This is a genomic window from Paraburkholderia azotifigens (genome assembly GCF_007995085.1).
GTDB lineage: Bacteria > Pseudomonadota > Gammaproteobacteria > Burkholderiales > Burkholderiaceae > Paraburkholderia > Paraburkholderia azotifigens.
In genome coordinates, this window is sequence record NZ_VOQS01000003.1 from 1984470 (window position 1) to 1997946 (window position 13477).

General features: G+C 60.9%; 13 protein-coding genes and 2 pseudogenes. 8 read left to right on the top strand and 7 right to left on the bottom strand.

Features of this window, described 5'->3' with window-relative positions; genetic code table 11:
• The first annotated feature begins 7 nt into the window (after positions 1-7).
• On the top strand, positions 8-1552 hold the full coding sequence (locus tag FRZ40_RS26050) for an efflux transporter outer membrane subunit (RefSeq protein WP_147236051.1): 1545 nt from the start codon (positions 8-10) through the stop codon (positions 1550-1552).
• 243 nt (positions 1553-1795) lie between these two features.
• Complete coding sequence (locus FRZ40_RS26055; RefSeq protein ID WP_147236052.1) at positions 1796-3124, top strand: Nramp family divalent metal transporter; 1329 nt, start codon at positions 1796-1798, stop codon at positions 3122-3124.
• 103 nt (positions 3125-3227) lie between these two features.
• On the opposite strand, the gene flhC is transcribed toward FRZ40_RS26055, so the two are convergent.
• From flhC to FRZ40_RS26075, 4 genes and pseudogenes are all read right to left on the bottom strand, one after another.
• Entirely contained in the window at positions 3228-3851 is a 624-nt protein-coding gene (gene flhC, locus FRZ40_RS26060) for a flagellar transcriptional regulator FlhC (protein WP_028367981.1), read from the bottom strand.
• Positions 3852-3867: 16 nt separating this feature from the next.
• Entirely contained in the window at positions 3868-4188 is a 321-nt protein-coding gene (gene flhD / locus FRZ40_RS26065; protein ID WP_028367982.1) for a flagellar transcriptional regulator FlhD, read from the bottom strand.
• Positions 4189-4739: 551 nt separating this feature from the next.
• Positions 4740-5245 (bottom strand): annotated as a pseudogene (locus tag FRZ40_RS26070) (YeeE/YedE thiosulfate transporter family protein); the annotation flags it as partial.
• Positions 5246-5566, bottom strand: coding sequence for a hypothetical protein (locus FRZ40_RS26075; protein ID WP_028367984.1), 321 nt, complete (start codon positions 5564-5566; stop codon positions 5246-5248).
• A gap of 433 nt (positions 5567-5999) precedes the next feature.
• On the opposite strand from FRZ40_RS26075, the gene FRZ40_RS26080 reads away from it, so the two are divergent.
• The gene (locus tag FRZ40_RS26080; protein ID WP_028367985.1) at positions 6000-6371 is read left to right on the top strand and encodes a thioredoxin family protein; all 372 of its coding nucleotides are present in this window, start codon (positions 6000-6002) and stop codon (positions 6369-6371) included.
• A gap of 66 nt (positions 6372-6437) precedes the next feature.
• On the opposite strand, the gene FRZ40_RS26085 is transcribed toward FRZ40_RS26080, so the two are convergent.
• Positions 6438-7439: a GlxA family transcriptional regulator gene (locus FRZ40_RS26085; protein WP_147236793.1), complete on the bottom strand. Its 1002-nt coding sequence runs from the start codon at positions 7437-7439 to the stop codon at positions 6438-6440.
• A 250-nt stretch (positions 7440-7689) separates the two neighbouring features.
• Here FRZ40_RS26085 and FRZ40_RS26090 point away from each other — a divergent pair, with 250 nt between their 5' ends.
• The 3 genes and pseudogenes from FRZ40_RS26090 to FRZ40_RS26100 all read left to right on the top strand — a co-directional run bounded on the left by FRZ40_RS26090 (position 7690) and on the right by FRZ40_RS26100 (position 9725).
• The gene (locus FRZ40_RS26090) at positions 7690-8034 is read left to right on the top strand and encodes a DMT family transporter (RefSeq protein ID WP_338048164.1); all 345 of its coding nucleotides are present in this window, start codon (positions 7690-7692) and stop codon (positions 8032-8034) included.
• A 67-nt stretch (positions 8035-8101) separates the two neighbouring features.
• Positions 8102-9325 (top strand): annotated as a pseudogene (locus FRZ40_RS26095) (class I SAM-dependent methyltransferase).
• Positions 9326-9413: 88 nt separating this feature from the next.
• Positions 9414-9725 (top strand): hypothetical protein, encoded by a 312-nt coding sequence (locus FRZ40_RS26100; protein WP_147236053.1) that lies wholly within the window; start codon positions 9414-9416, stop codon positions 9723-9725.
• Positions 9726-9795: 70 nt separating this feature from the next.
• On the opposite strand, the gene FRZ40_RS26105 is transcribed toward FRZ40_RS26100, so the two are convergent.
• The gene (locus FRZ40_RS26105; RefSeq protein ID WP_147236054.1) at positions 9796-10785 is read right to left on the bottom strand and encodes an SLAC1 anion channel family protein; all 990 of its coding nucleotides are present in this window, start codon (positions 10783-10785) and stop codon (positions 9796-9798) included.
• Positions 10786-10963: 178 nt separating this feature from the next.
• Positions 10964-11887 carry a GlxA family transcriptional regulator gene (locus FRZ40_RS26110; RefSeq protein ID WP_158647033.1) on the bottom strand — a complete coding sequence of 308 codons (924 nt, stop codon included), beginning with the start codon at positions 11885-11887 and terminating at the stop codon, positions 10964-10966.
• 193 nt (positions 11888-12080) lie between these two features.
• Between FRZ40_RS26110 and FRZ40_RS26115 the strand changes: the two genes are divergently transcribed.
• Both FRZ40_RS26115 and FRZ40_RS26120 read left to right on the top strand, forming a co-directional pair.
• Complete coding sequence (locus tag FRZ40_RS26115; protein WP_147236056.1) at positions 12081-12446, top strand: hypothetical protein; 366 nt, start codon at positions 12081-12083, stop codon at positions 12444-12446.
• A gap of 79 nt (positions 12447-12525) precedes the next feature.
• Positions 12526-13308, top strand: a complete 783-nt coding sequence (locus tag FRZ40_RS26120) for an alpha/beta fold hydrolase (RefSeq protein ID WP_147236057.1) — start codon at positions 12526-12528, stop codon at positions 13306-13308.
• Positions 13309-13477: the final 169 nt, after the last annotated feature.

The window sequence follows — 13477 nt, forward strand, 5'->3', positions numbered from 1 at the left end:
GAAAAAAATGACGAAGTTTGAGAACATGGGGCGTGCAGCGGCGAGCGGCTTGCTGATGCTGCTGCTCGCGGCGTGCTCGGTCGAGCCGACGTACAACCGTCCCGATGCGCCGACGCCCGCTGCCTTCAAGGAAGCGCCCGTGACGGCCACGACGGACGCAGCGGCCGCGCCTCTGCCCGCGAGCGAAGCGGGCACGTGGAAGACGGCCGAACCCGCCGAGGACGCGCATCGCGGCGAATGGTGGACTGTATTCAACGATACGACGCTGAATGACCTGGAAAAGCAGGCCGCCGATGCGAATCAGGATCTGAAGGCCGCCGCCGCGCGCGTGCAGCAGTCGCGGGCGCTGACACAAGCGGCGCGTGCCGACTGGTTCCCGTCGATCGACGCAGGCTTCGGTCCGACGCGTGAGCGCCTGTCGCCCGCTTCGCAGAACCTGCCCAACAACGCGCACGTGCCGACGCAGACGCTCTGGCGCGCGCAGGCAACTGCCGCTTATGAGGTGGATCTGTTCGGCCGCGTGAGTTCGAACGTGAACGCCGCGCGTGCCGACCAGGCGCAGAGCGAAGCGTTGTTCCGCTCGGTGCAGCTTGCGTTGCAGGCGGACGTTGCACAGAACTACTTCCAGTTGCGCGAGTTCGATACGCAATTGAGCCTGTATCGTCAGACGGTGACGTTGCGTGAAGATGCGTTGAAGCTCGTCGAGCGCCGCTTCAATGAAGGCGATATCAACGAACTGGATGTTTCGCGCGCCCGCAACGAACTGGCGACGGCGCGCGCCGATGCCGTCGGTGTTGCGCGTCAGCGTGCGGCGTCCGAGCACAGCCTCGCGATCCTGCTTGGCAAGCCGCCCGCGGACTTCGCGTTCCCCGAGACGCCGCTCGCGCCGGTGACGGTGCGTGTGCCGGCTGGCTTGCCGTCTGCGCTGCTGGAACGACGTCCGGATATCGCCGCGGCGGAGCGCGGGATGGCGGCGGCGAATGCGCGTGTCGGTCTGGCGAAATCGGCGTTCTTTCCGAAGCTCGATATCACGGGCGCGTTCGGGTTCGAATCGGCGACGCTCGGCGATCTGTTCCAGTGGTCGAGCCGCGCGTTCCTGCTCGGGCCGTTCGCGGGCACGGCGCTGACGGTGCCGATCTTCGACGGCGGGCGGCGCAAGGCCAACCTCGCGAATGCGCGTGCGAAGTATGACGAGGACGTTGCACAGTATCGTCAGCAGGTGCTCGTTGCGTTCCGCGATGTCGAGGACAACCTGTCGGATCTGCGACTGCTCACCGATCAGACGCGCGAGCAGAGCGATGCCGTCAACGCGTCGCAGCGCGCCGAGCATCTGTCGCAGACGCAGTATCAGGAAGGTCAGGTCGCCTATCTCGACGTGATCGATGCGCAGCGTCAGGTGCTGCAATCGCAGCTGCAATTGAGCCATCTCGCGGGCACGCAGGCCGTGGCGACCGTCAACCTGATTCGGGCGCTCGGCGGCGGATGGGGCGATCCGAAGACGGATGTCGGCAACGCGGACGCGCAGGCGCAGCAGCAGGTGGCGAAGCGTTGAGTGCGGTTTGATTGCGCGCTGGAAGAAGCGGACCCTTGCGGTCCGCTTTTTATTTGCGTCGTGCCGGCCACACGCGCAAGCGTCGCGGTCACGCTGCACGAACCGCTCGACTATCGCGTGCGCGACGTCGGGCGCTACGCCCTTACGGGACGGTGCCGGAAGTTTCTTTGTACACTTGAGGGCGTTTTCGCGGCACGGCCTTCGGCGCGTGCCGCGAGTTCATTCACCTCGAGGTTACCGGCTTTGCAGTTCAAACTTCCTACTACAGCAACCGCGCCGTTCTGCCCATCCGAGGTGCAGGGCTCCGTCACCGTCTCGCAGTCCGCGCCATTCTGGAAAAAAATCCTTCAGTTCGCAGGTCCCGGCCTGCTGGTGTCGATCGGTTATATGGACCCGGGCAACTGGGCCACCGATATCGAAGCGGGTTCGCGCTACGGCTATAACCTGCTGTTCGTCGTCGTGCTGTCGAGCCTCGCGGCGATGGTGCTGCAGTGTCTGAGCATGCGTCTTGGCATCGTCACGGGCCGCAATCTCGCGGAGCTGTCGCGCACGCGTTATTCGCCGGGCGTCGCGCGGATTCAGTGGCTGCTGGCCGAACTGTCGATCGTCGCCTGCGATCTCGCCGAAGTGCTGGGCGGCGCGCTCGCGTTTCATCTGCTCTTCAAATGCTCGCTGACAGTTGGCGTGCTCCTGACCGCCTTCGATACGCTGATCGTGCTCGGCCTGAAGGGCAAGAACTTCCGCGATCTCGAAGCGATCATGCTCGGCCTGATCGCGACCATCGGCATCGGCTACGTAATCCAGCTGGCGCTCGTGCATCCGCACTGGCCGTCCGTCGCGGCGGGGCTCGTGCCGTCGTGGCAGGCCATCAGCGAACGCGAGCCGTTGTATCTGGCGATCGGCATTCTCGGTGCGACGGTGATGCCGCATAACCTCTATCTGCATTCGTCCGTCGTGCAGACGCGCGCCGTCAAGCGCGATCATCAGGGCATTGCGGGGGCGATCTCGCTGTCGCGCATCGATACCGTCGTCGCGCTGTTTCTCGCGCTGCTGATCAACGCGGCGATCCTGATTCTCGCGGCGGCTGCGTTCCATTCGACGGGCCACACCGAAGTCACCGAAATCGAGGATGCCTACCGGCTGCTTGCGCCCATCGTCGGCACGGGTTTCGCGGCCGTGCTGTTCGCGATCACGCTGCTTGCGTCGGGGCAAAGCTCGACGTTCACGGGCACGGTCGCCGGGCAGGTCATCATGGAAGGCTTTCTGCAGCTGAAGATTCCGTGCTACCAGCGGCGCTTCATCACGCGCGCCCTTGCACTGATTCCCGCGCTCGTCGGCGTGCAGATGCTCGGCAACGGCGCCGTCGGCAAACTGCTCGTCGCGAGCCAGGTGGTGCTGAGCCTGCAATTGCCGTTCGCGCTCTATCCGCTGATTCGCATGACGGGGGACCGCGCGCTGATGGGCGAATTCGCGAACCGGCTGCCGACGCGCATCCTCGCGTGGGCGCTCTTCGTCCTGATCAGCGCGGCGAACATCTGGCTCGTCGTGCAGACGTGCGGGCTCGCCGGCTGAAGCCGAAAGCCGCCACAAAAAACGGGGACGAAAAAAAGCCGGTCTCGCGAGACCGGCTTCATAAGTAATTCTTTGCTTCGGATGGACCAAGCAGTGTGCGGCGCTAGGCCGCCAGCGCAGTTTCCTCGATCAGTTCTTCGAGCACCTCGACTTCTTCCGCGACGTGCGGCAGCGGTGCGATTTCCTTCTGCGCCTCGCGCTTCGCTGCGGCGGCCTTCTTCGTCTTGCCGGCGCGCGACGGCGGCTGGCAGGCGCCGCACACGACGTTGTGCTGCAGATCGTGCTTGTGCGCGACGAACTTGCCGCTGCAACGGCAGCAGGGCGTCAGTTGCAGGATGTCGGCATCGAAGAACCGCACGAGCGTCCATGCACGCGTCAGATCGAGCACCGGCTCGGTCTCGCTATGACGGCAATGTTCCAGATACAGACGATAACCCTTGGTCAGCGCGTCGAGATGCGAGCAGCGCGCTTCGTTCTTCAGGAACAGGTACGTGTTGTAGAACAGCGAAGCGTGGATGTTCGCCAGCCACGTCATATACCAGTCCGCCGAGAACGGCAGCATGCCCTTGGGCGGCGATACGCCCTTGACCTCGCGGTACAGGCGGATCATACGGTCGCGCGACAGCGTCAGCTCGCTTTCGAGCACCTGCATGCGCGCGCCCAGTTCAATCAGCGCGATCGCGCGAAACACTTCCTGCGCGTCTTCGGTAAGGCTCTTTTTCAGCATGGCAGTCCTCTGAGGTTTAAGCGAACTGCTCTGCAGGCTGTCCAGCCAGCAGGATCGCGGCGTGCGTCGATGCCACTTCTGTGTGCCGGGACGTGTGCGTCAACGCCGACAGCATCGTGTGGTCGTTGAAGCGGAAAAAACACAAAAGCTGATCGGAGCTGGCCAGCTTGACGATCTGCGCGAGCGACAGCCCGGCAAGAAGATCAGCCAGCTCCGACGACAAGCCCAGACGGAACATGCCGACTGCCTTGTCCTCGCGCAACATGCGTTGTGCGAGCATGATGTAAGACAAATTGATCTCGCGGATAGAATCCAGCGTCTCGCTGCTACGGTCCATTTTCTCTGTTTCCGAAGCCCCGAATTACTTATGTCGGCATTTTCTGCCGTTTTGGTCTTATGCCCCGCCGGACACTGAGGATTTCCGGCGTCAAGTTGGTGCACAGATACATCCGGCTAACCTTTGATACAAGACGTTACATTTCGTAACAGCTTGGGCGGAATTGTATGAACAGGATTTCCAGAAATCAATACCTTTCTCAAAAAAAAGATACGCGAAAACAACACAGTTTTCGGTAACTCTTTCATGTCATCGTCATAATGCATTGCCAAGCGGAAAACGTTTGCAACGGGGTTCGGGCAAACCCTTGTCGTATAAGGATCAAAGCAATAGTTTCCGATTTTCGGAGCGGCCGCCGCTTATGCGAAAATCATATGAGTTCAGAAAGCCGGGAGAAAGAAAAACAAAAACCGGCAGGTAAAAAATACGCCGCCGGTTGGATGGTCAGGGATAACCCGAGATGTAACGAAACGTAGTTACAAACCCGGAAGATTTTGTAACTGGTTCCGGCCGAAGTTGTTACAGACTCGGGCCAGGTTTGTAACCATTCGGCACCCAGGTTGGCGGATTCGCTCTGCTTCGAGTCCGAATAGTGGACGCAGCCGGGGGCTGATCACGTTGCCGCAGACGCGGCGACGAGCCGCAGCTATCCATGCAGGCTGCCTGACACGATGCCGCTGAAATACGCACTGATGTTACAACCGTAGGCCAGCCGGGCGCCGTAGCCGAGCATCAGGCCGCCCGTGACGGCTGCGGCGAGGGGAGCGTATGGGCACACACGCCAGACAGGCGCGTAGCGGCCCGCCAGAGCGGCCGCAGCCATCGTGCGGCGCACGATTCCCGCATCCATTACGCTCGTTACATCGCGTGTAACCGACGCGGTGAGGGCTGTCGCTTCCGTGTGAGAACTCCGGTAAGGCCAGCTATCGGCAGCGATGCCTGCCAGCTGGAACAGCTTCGCGCCGCACGGCGAGAACGCCGACGTCATGCCCCACGGATGGCCAGCCAGCGCGAGCGTCGCGAAGTTGGGCAGCGCGAGCGCGCCCGCGCCCGCGAGCTATCGATATCTGACGATAGCAATGTCGGCACGCTCGACGGTCGACACGTAGATGTGTCGATTCGTATTGGTCGACTCCCGGTACGTGTGCGTGTTGTAGACGATAGCGGCGTCGCCACTCGCCTGCCGAACCGCATCGACGATGCGCGACGCCGTGCCATGCATGCCGGGTAGCGGGAGCCAGTTGGTGACCGTCGTTCGCATGACGATGTCATACGGACGGGTGGGCACGCCATGCATCCAGACATCAATACCGTCGACGACTTCCGGTCCCTGATCGAATGCGGAGCCCGCAGAGAGCCCGCTGAACAAGCTGTCCATAGGTTGCGGCAATGAGCAACCGGCGATGCAGAGCACGAAGCAGCACGAGGCAGCCCAGCGTGAAGACAAGGGAAAGTGCATGTGAGAGGTTCATATCGGGGCGCACACAGAAACAGGTGCCAAAGTGACCCATCGCGTTTCGGCAGCGCGTAGAGAAGCCTCAGACTCGCGATGGCGGGCAAGGCGGAATTGCGATGCCCATGTTCATTCTGGACGCCCGGAACCGGGGCTGAAAGCGTGACATGGTCGCAATACCGGACACGTTGACGTGCTGGACGGCCACGCATCGGCAGGGCGGATCGCGGTGGCCGGAACGAGTGCCGTTTTGACCGTCGGCCTCATGTCGAGCCATTCATAATTTCTCTGACCGTTGACGCCTCGTCACACAGCGAGCGGTCATCTGGAAACGGCTGAAAATTGAAAGGAGTTTTGAATGGCATTGATTGAACTGCATTCGGATACGCTTGAATCGATCATCGCACCGGACAGGATCGTGATCGTCGATTTCTGGGCGCCCTGGTGCGGACCATGCCGGCATTTTGCACGTGTGTTCGAGACAGCCGCCGCAGCGTATCCGGACATCGACTTCGTGAAAGTCAACACGGAGGAACGTTGGGATCTCGCCGCGGAGGCCGGCATACGGTCTGTACCGACGCTGATGATCCTTCGCGAGCGCGTGCTCGTCTATCGGCAGACGGGTGCGCATTCCGAGTCGCAGTTGACTTCAGTCATCTCGACGACGAGGTCATTGAACATGAGCGAAGTCCGTGCGCATGTCGCGCATTCGTTTAGCCAGGACGAATAGCAATCGGGAGACGGCATATGCCGTCCCCCGTGTGCCTCGTTCTGCCCGTAGCCGGAGTGCGGTGTCTTAACTGGCGGCAATAGCCTGCCGCACCGTCTCCAGCAGCGACGAACCCTCGCCGCGAAAGCGCTGGCGATATTCGATCGGTGTCACGCCGAGACGCCGGATGAACGCGCGGCGCAAGCTGTTCTGGTCACTGAACCCGCATACGTATGCCACTTTCTTGAGAGGCGTGTCGCTTTCCTCGAGCATTCGTCTGGCAGCCTGCACGCGTGCGATTTCGACGAAATCGCCGGGCGTCGTGCCCGTCTCGCGTTTGAACATCCGCGCAAAGTTTCTGACGCTCATTCCCGCCCGACCGGCTAGCACTTCTACGGAAAGGTCCGCCGACAGATCGTTGAGAACCGATTCCTGAATGTCCCGCAACGGGCTGCGCTCGGTGACCTGCGCCGCCAGATGCAGGCTGTATTGCGATTGACCTCCAGGGCGTTTGACGAACATCACGAGTTCACGAGCAACGCGCAATGCCACGCCCCGGCCGTGATCTTCTTCGACCAGGGCGAGCGCGAGATCCATTCCAGCCGTTACGCCCGCAGACGTGTACACAGGACCATCCTTGACGAAGATATGGTCAGGTTCGACACGCACGTTCGGATAGCTCTGTGCGAGCCGTGCCGCGGAATTCCAGTGCGTGGTCGCGCGCCTTCCCGTGAGCAGGCCCGCGCGGGCGAGCAGGAACGCGCCCGAACAGACGGAGCCTAGCCGGCGCACGTAGCGCGACTGTCCGACGAGCCACGCAATCAATTCCCCGTTCTCTTCATACTCGTTAATGCGCGGGCTTCCGGCTACGAGCAGGGTGTCGATGTCGCAGAGCGCGTCGGCGATCGACGCATCGGGAAGAAACCGCATGCCATTCGACGCGGAGAGGGTTTCCAGGCTAGGGGCGACGGTCAGCAGTGCGTAGGCGTTCGGATCGCCGAGCTGACAGTTCGCTTCGGTAAACACGTCCATTGGCCCGGCAAGGTCGAGCATCTGAACGCCGGGAAACACCAAGAGAGCGATTCGCATCATGACTCCGGACGCTGATCGGTTGAAGCTATCTGCATTGTATGCGCCAGAACGTCCTCACCAGAACCGATGGCAGGAAATGCGCCGAGTGTGGCTGTTATTTCGCATCACGCCTCATTCGTGACCCGATGCGGTTCCCGGTGGGGGCGTGTCCTGACCTTATCGCAAGTTGACCGTTACTGACGGCTCACCAGACCTTACCTCGATGCCATTCGTTGGCAGAATGGGACGGCCATGATCTGGCAATCAGGTGTTCTTTTTTTATGAGGAGGTGCAACAGGTGGCTTGGTTTTGTGTGTTCCTGGCAGGCGTTTTCGAGATTCTCTTCGCCACTGGGCTGAAGTATTGCGCAGGATTCACACGCTTTTGGCCAACGCTCGGCACCGCGCTGTCGCTGCTGGCCAGCATGACGCTTCTCGCAGCTTCTGTGCGGACTTTACCCATCGGCAGCGCTTATGCGGTGTGGACGGGCATTGGCGCGGCGGGTACCGCCATTCTTGGCGTCTATCTGTTCGGCGATTCCGCGTCGCCGGCCCGGATGGCTTTTCTCGGGTGCATCGTCGTCGGCGTGATCGGTCTGAAAATCGCTTCGTAGCCCGGCCTCGCGTTCTGGCGTTGTCATCCGCCACGGCGGTTCAGTCTTACTTTTTGCAGGTTCTTACATGCTAGACAAGGTTCTGGGCGCAAAGCTCCAGGTCTGGATGGAGCGCGTTCGAAACGAGCTCGATCTTCCTGTGCGTTTGACTCTATGGAACGGTATCAGTCACGACCTCGGGGTGTTCGATACACCTCTCGTGTCGGTGCGCATCAATGACATTGGCGCTATCGGCGCATTTCTCGACCCGAGCCTCGATACGCTTGGCGAGGCCTATGTGAGGGAGTCAATGGATATCGACGGCAAGGTGGCCGATATCGTCGATGTGGCTTACAAGCTGGCCGCGTTGTCTGCGCCCCCAAGAGGCGGCGCGAGCCTGGCGGGCAAGCTGATGCGCAAGTTCGCGCATACGAAGAGCGACGACAAGGCGGCAATCCAGTATCACTACGACGTGTCCAACGACTTCTACCGCTTCTGGCTCGACGGGAAGATGGTCTATTCGTGCGGCTACTTCGAATACGGTCTCGAAACGCTCGACGAAGCGCAAGAAAAGAAGATCGACCTGATTCTGTCGAAAATAAGGCTCAGGCGCGGGCACACACTGCTCGATATCGGGTGCGGCTGGGGTGCGCTGGTCATCAGGGCGGCGCAGCGCTTCGGAACGCATTGCGTCGGCATTACGCTCTCCGAACGACAATACGATCTCGCGCTCGAACGGGTTCGCGAAGCGCAGGTCGCCGATCTCGTCGAGATACGGCTTCAGGACTACCGGGACGTGACCGGAAAATTCGACAGGATCACGAGCGTCGGCATGTTCGAGCATGTCGGGCGAGACAATCTCGACGAATACTTCTCGCGTGTTCAGTCGTAATTGACCGACAACGGTATTGCGTTGAATCACGGCATTACGTCGACCGATGCTGAGAGCGGCGATTCTCCGCACGGCGGCGGTAGCTTCATCGACCGATATGTATTCCCTGCGGGAGAACTGCCGCACATTTCGCTGGCGCTGAAGACGATGCAGTCGGGCGGATTGGAGCCCCTTGACGTCGAGAACCTCCGCCGGCACTACGTCCGTACGCTGGAGCATTGGACCGAACGTTTCGAAGCGCGGGCGCAGGCCATCCGCGCAATGGTGGGCGAAACTAAATACCGGATCTGGCGCGTGTATCTGGCGGGTTGCGCGCACGCATTCGCGGTGGACAACGTGTCGATCTTCCAGATCGTATGCCAGAAATCGCGGCAGCCGGCGGCCGTGATTCCCTGGTCGCGTCGCTACATGTACCGCTGATCCGTTTCACGATGCGTGGCGTCCGCACGCGCGCCACGCGTTTTGTGAGCTGCCGCCGCATCCATCGTTTCATTCAGGGAGAGGCGACTTGTCATCCACGTTCATCCCGCTCCTGATGCATTCGGGAAGGTCGACTGAATGCATCATCCACTTCCGCTTACCCATGTCTACCTGTGACGCGCAATTCATCACTGCAGCGGTGGAACTGGTTGCCGACTGTTTCGAGGTCGAACTCGCGTGGTCCCGCATTGAAGAACGCCGCGCGATGTGCGTCGTGCCGTGTGAAGTCGGTGAAGCGTTCCTGAACGCGCTGCACGATGCGCTGATCTTCGCTTCCGGGCAAGGGCAGCAGCAAGTTCACTTTTGCACGGACGAAACGAAACCTCCACACCCGCGATGATCGCGGAGCGTGGAGGTTGATGTGACGCGAGACCTGCTGCGGCATGACATTCATGCCGCAGCGCGCTTGCTTACGCGGCGAGAAGGCGGCCGTTGAACAGGAAGTGCAGCGTCCGGACGAACAGCACGGCGATCGCAATGGTCAGAAGCGCGAGCAGAGCGATGGCGATGACCGTGACGGGCCAGGCTTGCACGAACATCGAGTACTTCAGCGACGCGCTCGTCAACGCGGCCATCGGAAAGCTGATCGCCCACCAGCCAGCCGCAAACGGGATGCCCTTACGGAACACCTTGAACGCCAGCGTGACGAACACGAACAGACCGAAGTAGAAAAGCAGACCCGCAAACATATCGACGTGCTGCGTGAAGTTCGTGTACGCAAGGAAGCCGACTTCGAACGGCGCGATCAGAATCACCATCGAAGGCACCATCCCGACGGGCAGCGGCTCGTGATGGATCAGGCGCGACATGATCATCGTGAAGAACAGCAGCGCGATCATCGCGCCAACGGCGAGCCCGAACAGGTTGACTTCATGCGCCCATGGCATCGGCATCGTGCCGCCGGCCACGGCAATATCGAGTGTCGCCACGCCCGGGATCAGCCACGCCGGAACCGCGTGGCCCGCGTCGATCTTGCCCTGCAGCAAACGGCTCGCGATCACGAACGAGAGCGCCACCGTGCTGATGGTGCCGATGGTCCAGACCACTTCGGAAAGCAACAGGCTGACGGGCGCGATGACGGACGACAGCAGCAGGATCGCAATCGTGATCGTGCCGAAAAAGTTGCCTGCAATCGGGTGACGGAACTCGCCGGCCACTGCGCCGGGATGTTTGAACCATTTAACGAGGTATCCGCCGCCGAGTAGCAGGAAAACGGCGACGGCGAGCGTGCCGATTGCGCCAGAGATATAAGGGCTCACGCCGAATTCGTGGCTCGTGATCCGCCACGCGAGGGAGAGGCCGGCAATACCCATGACAGAGCCAAACAGGTTCACTGGCAGATTCTTGATGGAAGCGCTATTTCGGACAACTTGTGAGTTAGGGGAAGAGAGCGTGGACATGATGAACCTCCTGAATATTTTCAATCGCGACCGGGCGAGGACCCGATGTCTTGAGACAGATTCTGGTTCATCAACCGCGTGGCCGAAAGTGGCGCAGCGATCAAATTTCGGCCATCGAAGGACATGGAACGGCCAGTCGGCCAGAAGACGCTCTGTCGTTCGCCCGGACCCGCCACGCTCAGCGGTCGAGCGGCGTTGTGCCGAGAACAGCCGTCATGTTTCGCCTGAGTGTCTGCGCTCCGCTGAAGCCGCACAACTGGGCGATTTGCGCAATGGAGTGAGTGGATTGGACGAGCAATCGCATCGCGCGCATGACGCGCTGCGTACGCACGAATTCGAGCGGCGTGGCGCCCGTTTCGCGGACGAACACGCGTGCGAAATGGCGCTCGCTCATCCCGGCGCGAGCGGCGAGGCGGGACACACAAAGATTCGCCGACAGGTGCGACAGGATGTAGTGCTGAAGTTCGCGGATGCAGGCGCGTTGGCCCATCCGAAGACAGGGTCGTGCAGCCCGTTTCACTGGAGTTCGGCAGCACGTGTCGAGACGTTGAGCAAGTTGCGACGCAGTGAACTGTCCGAAGTCGTCTCTGACGAGTTCAAGCGCAAGCTCGACGCCGGATTCCGCGCCGAACGCCGTCAAGAGCTTGCCGTCGCGTACGAAGGATTGATCGGACCTCGCGAAGACGGCCGGCCATCGTTTCGAGAACCGCCGAAGCGCGGCGGGGTGGAGTGCGACCGTGCATCCGTCGAGCAGGCCCGCGCTCGCAAGCAACGATACCGCCTCGCCGACTGCGCCGATGCGGCGCGCCCTTTTCCCCGCAGCGCCGATCCATTCGACGAGCGCGGAAGCGGTCGGCGACGGGTCCGATTCGCCGCCCGCGACCAGCAGCGTGTCGAAATCGGGCGCGGTGTTTGCAATGGTCGAATCGGCCATCACGGCGAGACCGCCTTTCCCCGTCACATGCGGGACGTCCAGCCCGATCAACTGAAACCGGTAGTGGTCGCGGCTGATAGCGTTCTCGTCGAGCAGGCTAAGCGTGTCCATTGCCGCAACAAGGTCCGACGCCCTGTGACGCGGCAGGACGAGGATTCCGATATGCATCGTTGCCCCTGATTCGTTGAATGCAATCGAGTGTATGGCCGTGATGCGATGCCGATCGCGGCATGGCGCTTTGTTGACGCGTTGTGTCCGTAAATGACGCCGCGTGCGCAGCGCATCGGATAGGGTATCGGCATGCGTGTGCCGGGATGGCCGTTCGATGTCCATCTTTGGCTCGCGTTCGAATCTCGCGTGCATGGACTCCATCGCGCTGCCGGCCGAGAATGCTTGTCAGTTTGCAGTGCGCCGTAAGCACGCAGATATCCGGACTATATTGATGGAGAAGGAAGTGACGCCCATAACGCTATATCACGATGGCTGCTCGATCTGCGTCGCAGTGGTCGAGAGCATCGATACGTTGATCGACAAGGCCCGCTTTGCGCTGCGCGTCGTCAATCTGTCGGAGCGGCGAGATGCGGTAGCAGAAGCCGAAGCGCTACACGTATCGCGTTTGCCGTCGCTCGTGTTCGGCGGCCAGGTGATCGAGATCGACCCGCATGCACCGATTTCAGAGTTCAGGGAGCCTCAGCTGCACGTCGGTCCCTCGCCGGAAAGCCTTTGACCCGTGGGGTCCTACTTTCGCGGGGTCGCGATCGAATCGCTGTCAACGTCCCGCCACTTCCTGAAAGAGTGCTGAAGCCATGCCAATATTGCACGTCAACGATGTCGACCTCAGCGTCGCGATAGAAGGGAAGGGGCCGCCGCTGCTGTTTCTTCACGGGCTCGGCGCGAGCGGGCGAGTGTGGTCGAAGGAGGTCGAGTCGTTCAAGCCGTATTTCACGACGATCGCAATCGACGCGCGAGGTCATGGCGAATCGGCGCGTCCCGCGCACTATACGCTCGACGACCATATCGACGACGCCGCAGGCGTTCTCGATGTGCTCGGATTGACGGACGCTCGCGTCATTGGGTCATCGATGGGCAGTTACGTCGCGCAGGGTCTCGCTGCGAGATACCCTGCGCGCATTCACAGCCTGGTGCTCATCGTGCCGAAGTGTCATGGCGAGACATCGTCATCGGCGCGGCTGATCGCGGAACATGCCGACGAGTTCAAGGGCATGACACATGACGAGCAGCAGGAATATCTTCTGAAGCTGTCCTTTGGCCCTTACGCGAGCGAGCCAATGCAGGCGGCGTGGATCAGTGAAGAGCGCCGCTTTCCATTGACGCCCCCGGAATGGGACTCGGCCGCAACGGCATTGGCGGGTTTCGATCTGAGGCCGATGCTGCCGCGCATCAACGCTAATACGCTGGTCATTTCAGGGCGCTACGACCGGCTCAACACCGTGCAGGACGGTCAGGAATGCGCGAGCCTGATTTCCGATGTGGAATTCGTCGAGATGAAGCGTTCGGGGCATTTTCCCAACGTCGAAGAGCCGAAGCTCTACATCACGTTGCTGCATGAGTTTCTCGCAGGCTGGTGATGAGGTGTCTATCGAAACGAGAGATGTTGAAGTTCAAAACATGCGCCCCCGGCGCACCAGGCTGCTCATGAACGAACGCTCGTCAACCTGGCGAAGCAGTGCGGTTCGAACACTCAAACTTCCGATATATATTTTTTCTTAAGCTGTTCTTCAGTAAATCCTCGAGTGA

Coding starts and splice junctions, on each gene's coding strand:
- FRZ40_RS26080 (WP_028367985.1), top strand. CDS start 6,000: ATGGCATTGATTGAACTGCATTCGGATACGCTTGAATCGATCATCGCA.
- FRZ40_RS26075 (WP_028367984.1), bottom strand. CDS start 5,566: ATGGACAGCTTGTTCAGCGGGCTCTCTGCGGGCTCCGCATTCGATCAG.
- FRZ40_RS26110 (WP_158647033.1), bottom strand. CDS start 11,887: ATGCATATCGGAATCCTCGTCCTGCCGCGTCACAGGGCGTCGGACCTT.
- FRZ40_RS26115 (WP_147236056.1), top strand. CDS start 12,081: ATGGACTCCATCGCGCTGCCGGCCGAGAATGCTTGTCAGTTTGCAGTG.
- FRZ40_RS26085 (WP_147236793.1), bottom strand. CDS start 7,439: ATGCGAATCGCTCTCTTGGTGTTTCCCGGCGTTCAGATGCTCGACCTT.
- FRZ40_RS26105 (WP_147236054.1), bottom strand. CDS start 10,785: ATGTCCACGCTCTCTTCCCCTAACTCACAAGTTGTCCGAAATAGCGCT.
- flhC (WP_028367981.1), bottom strand. CDS start 3,851: ATGCTGAAAAAGAGCCTTACCGAAGACGCGCAGGAAGTGTTTCGCGCG.
- flhD (WP_028367982.1), bottom strand. CDS start 4,188: ATGGACCGTAGCAGCGAGACGCTGGATTCTATCCGCGAGATCAATTTG.
- FRZ40_RS26050 (WP_147236051.1), top strand. CDS start 8: ATGACGAAGTTTGAGAACATGGGGCGTGCAGCGGCGAGCGGCTTGCTG.
- FRZ40_RS26120 (WP_147236057.1), top strand. CDS start 12,526: ATGCCAATATTGCACGTCAACGATGTCGACCTCAGCGTCGCGATAGAA.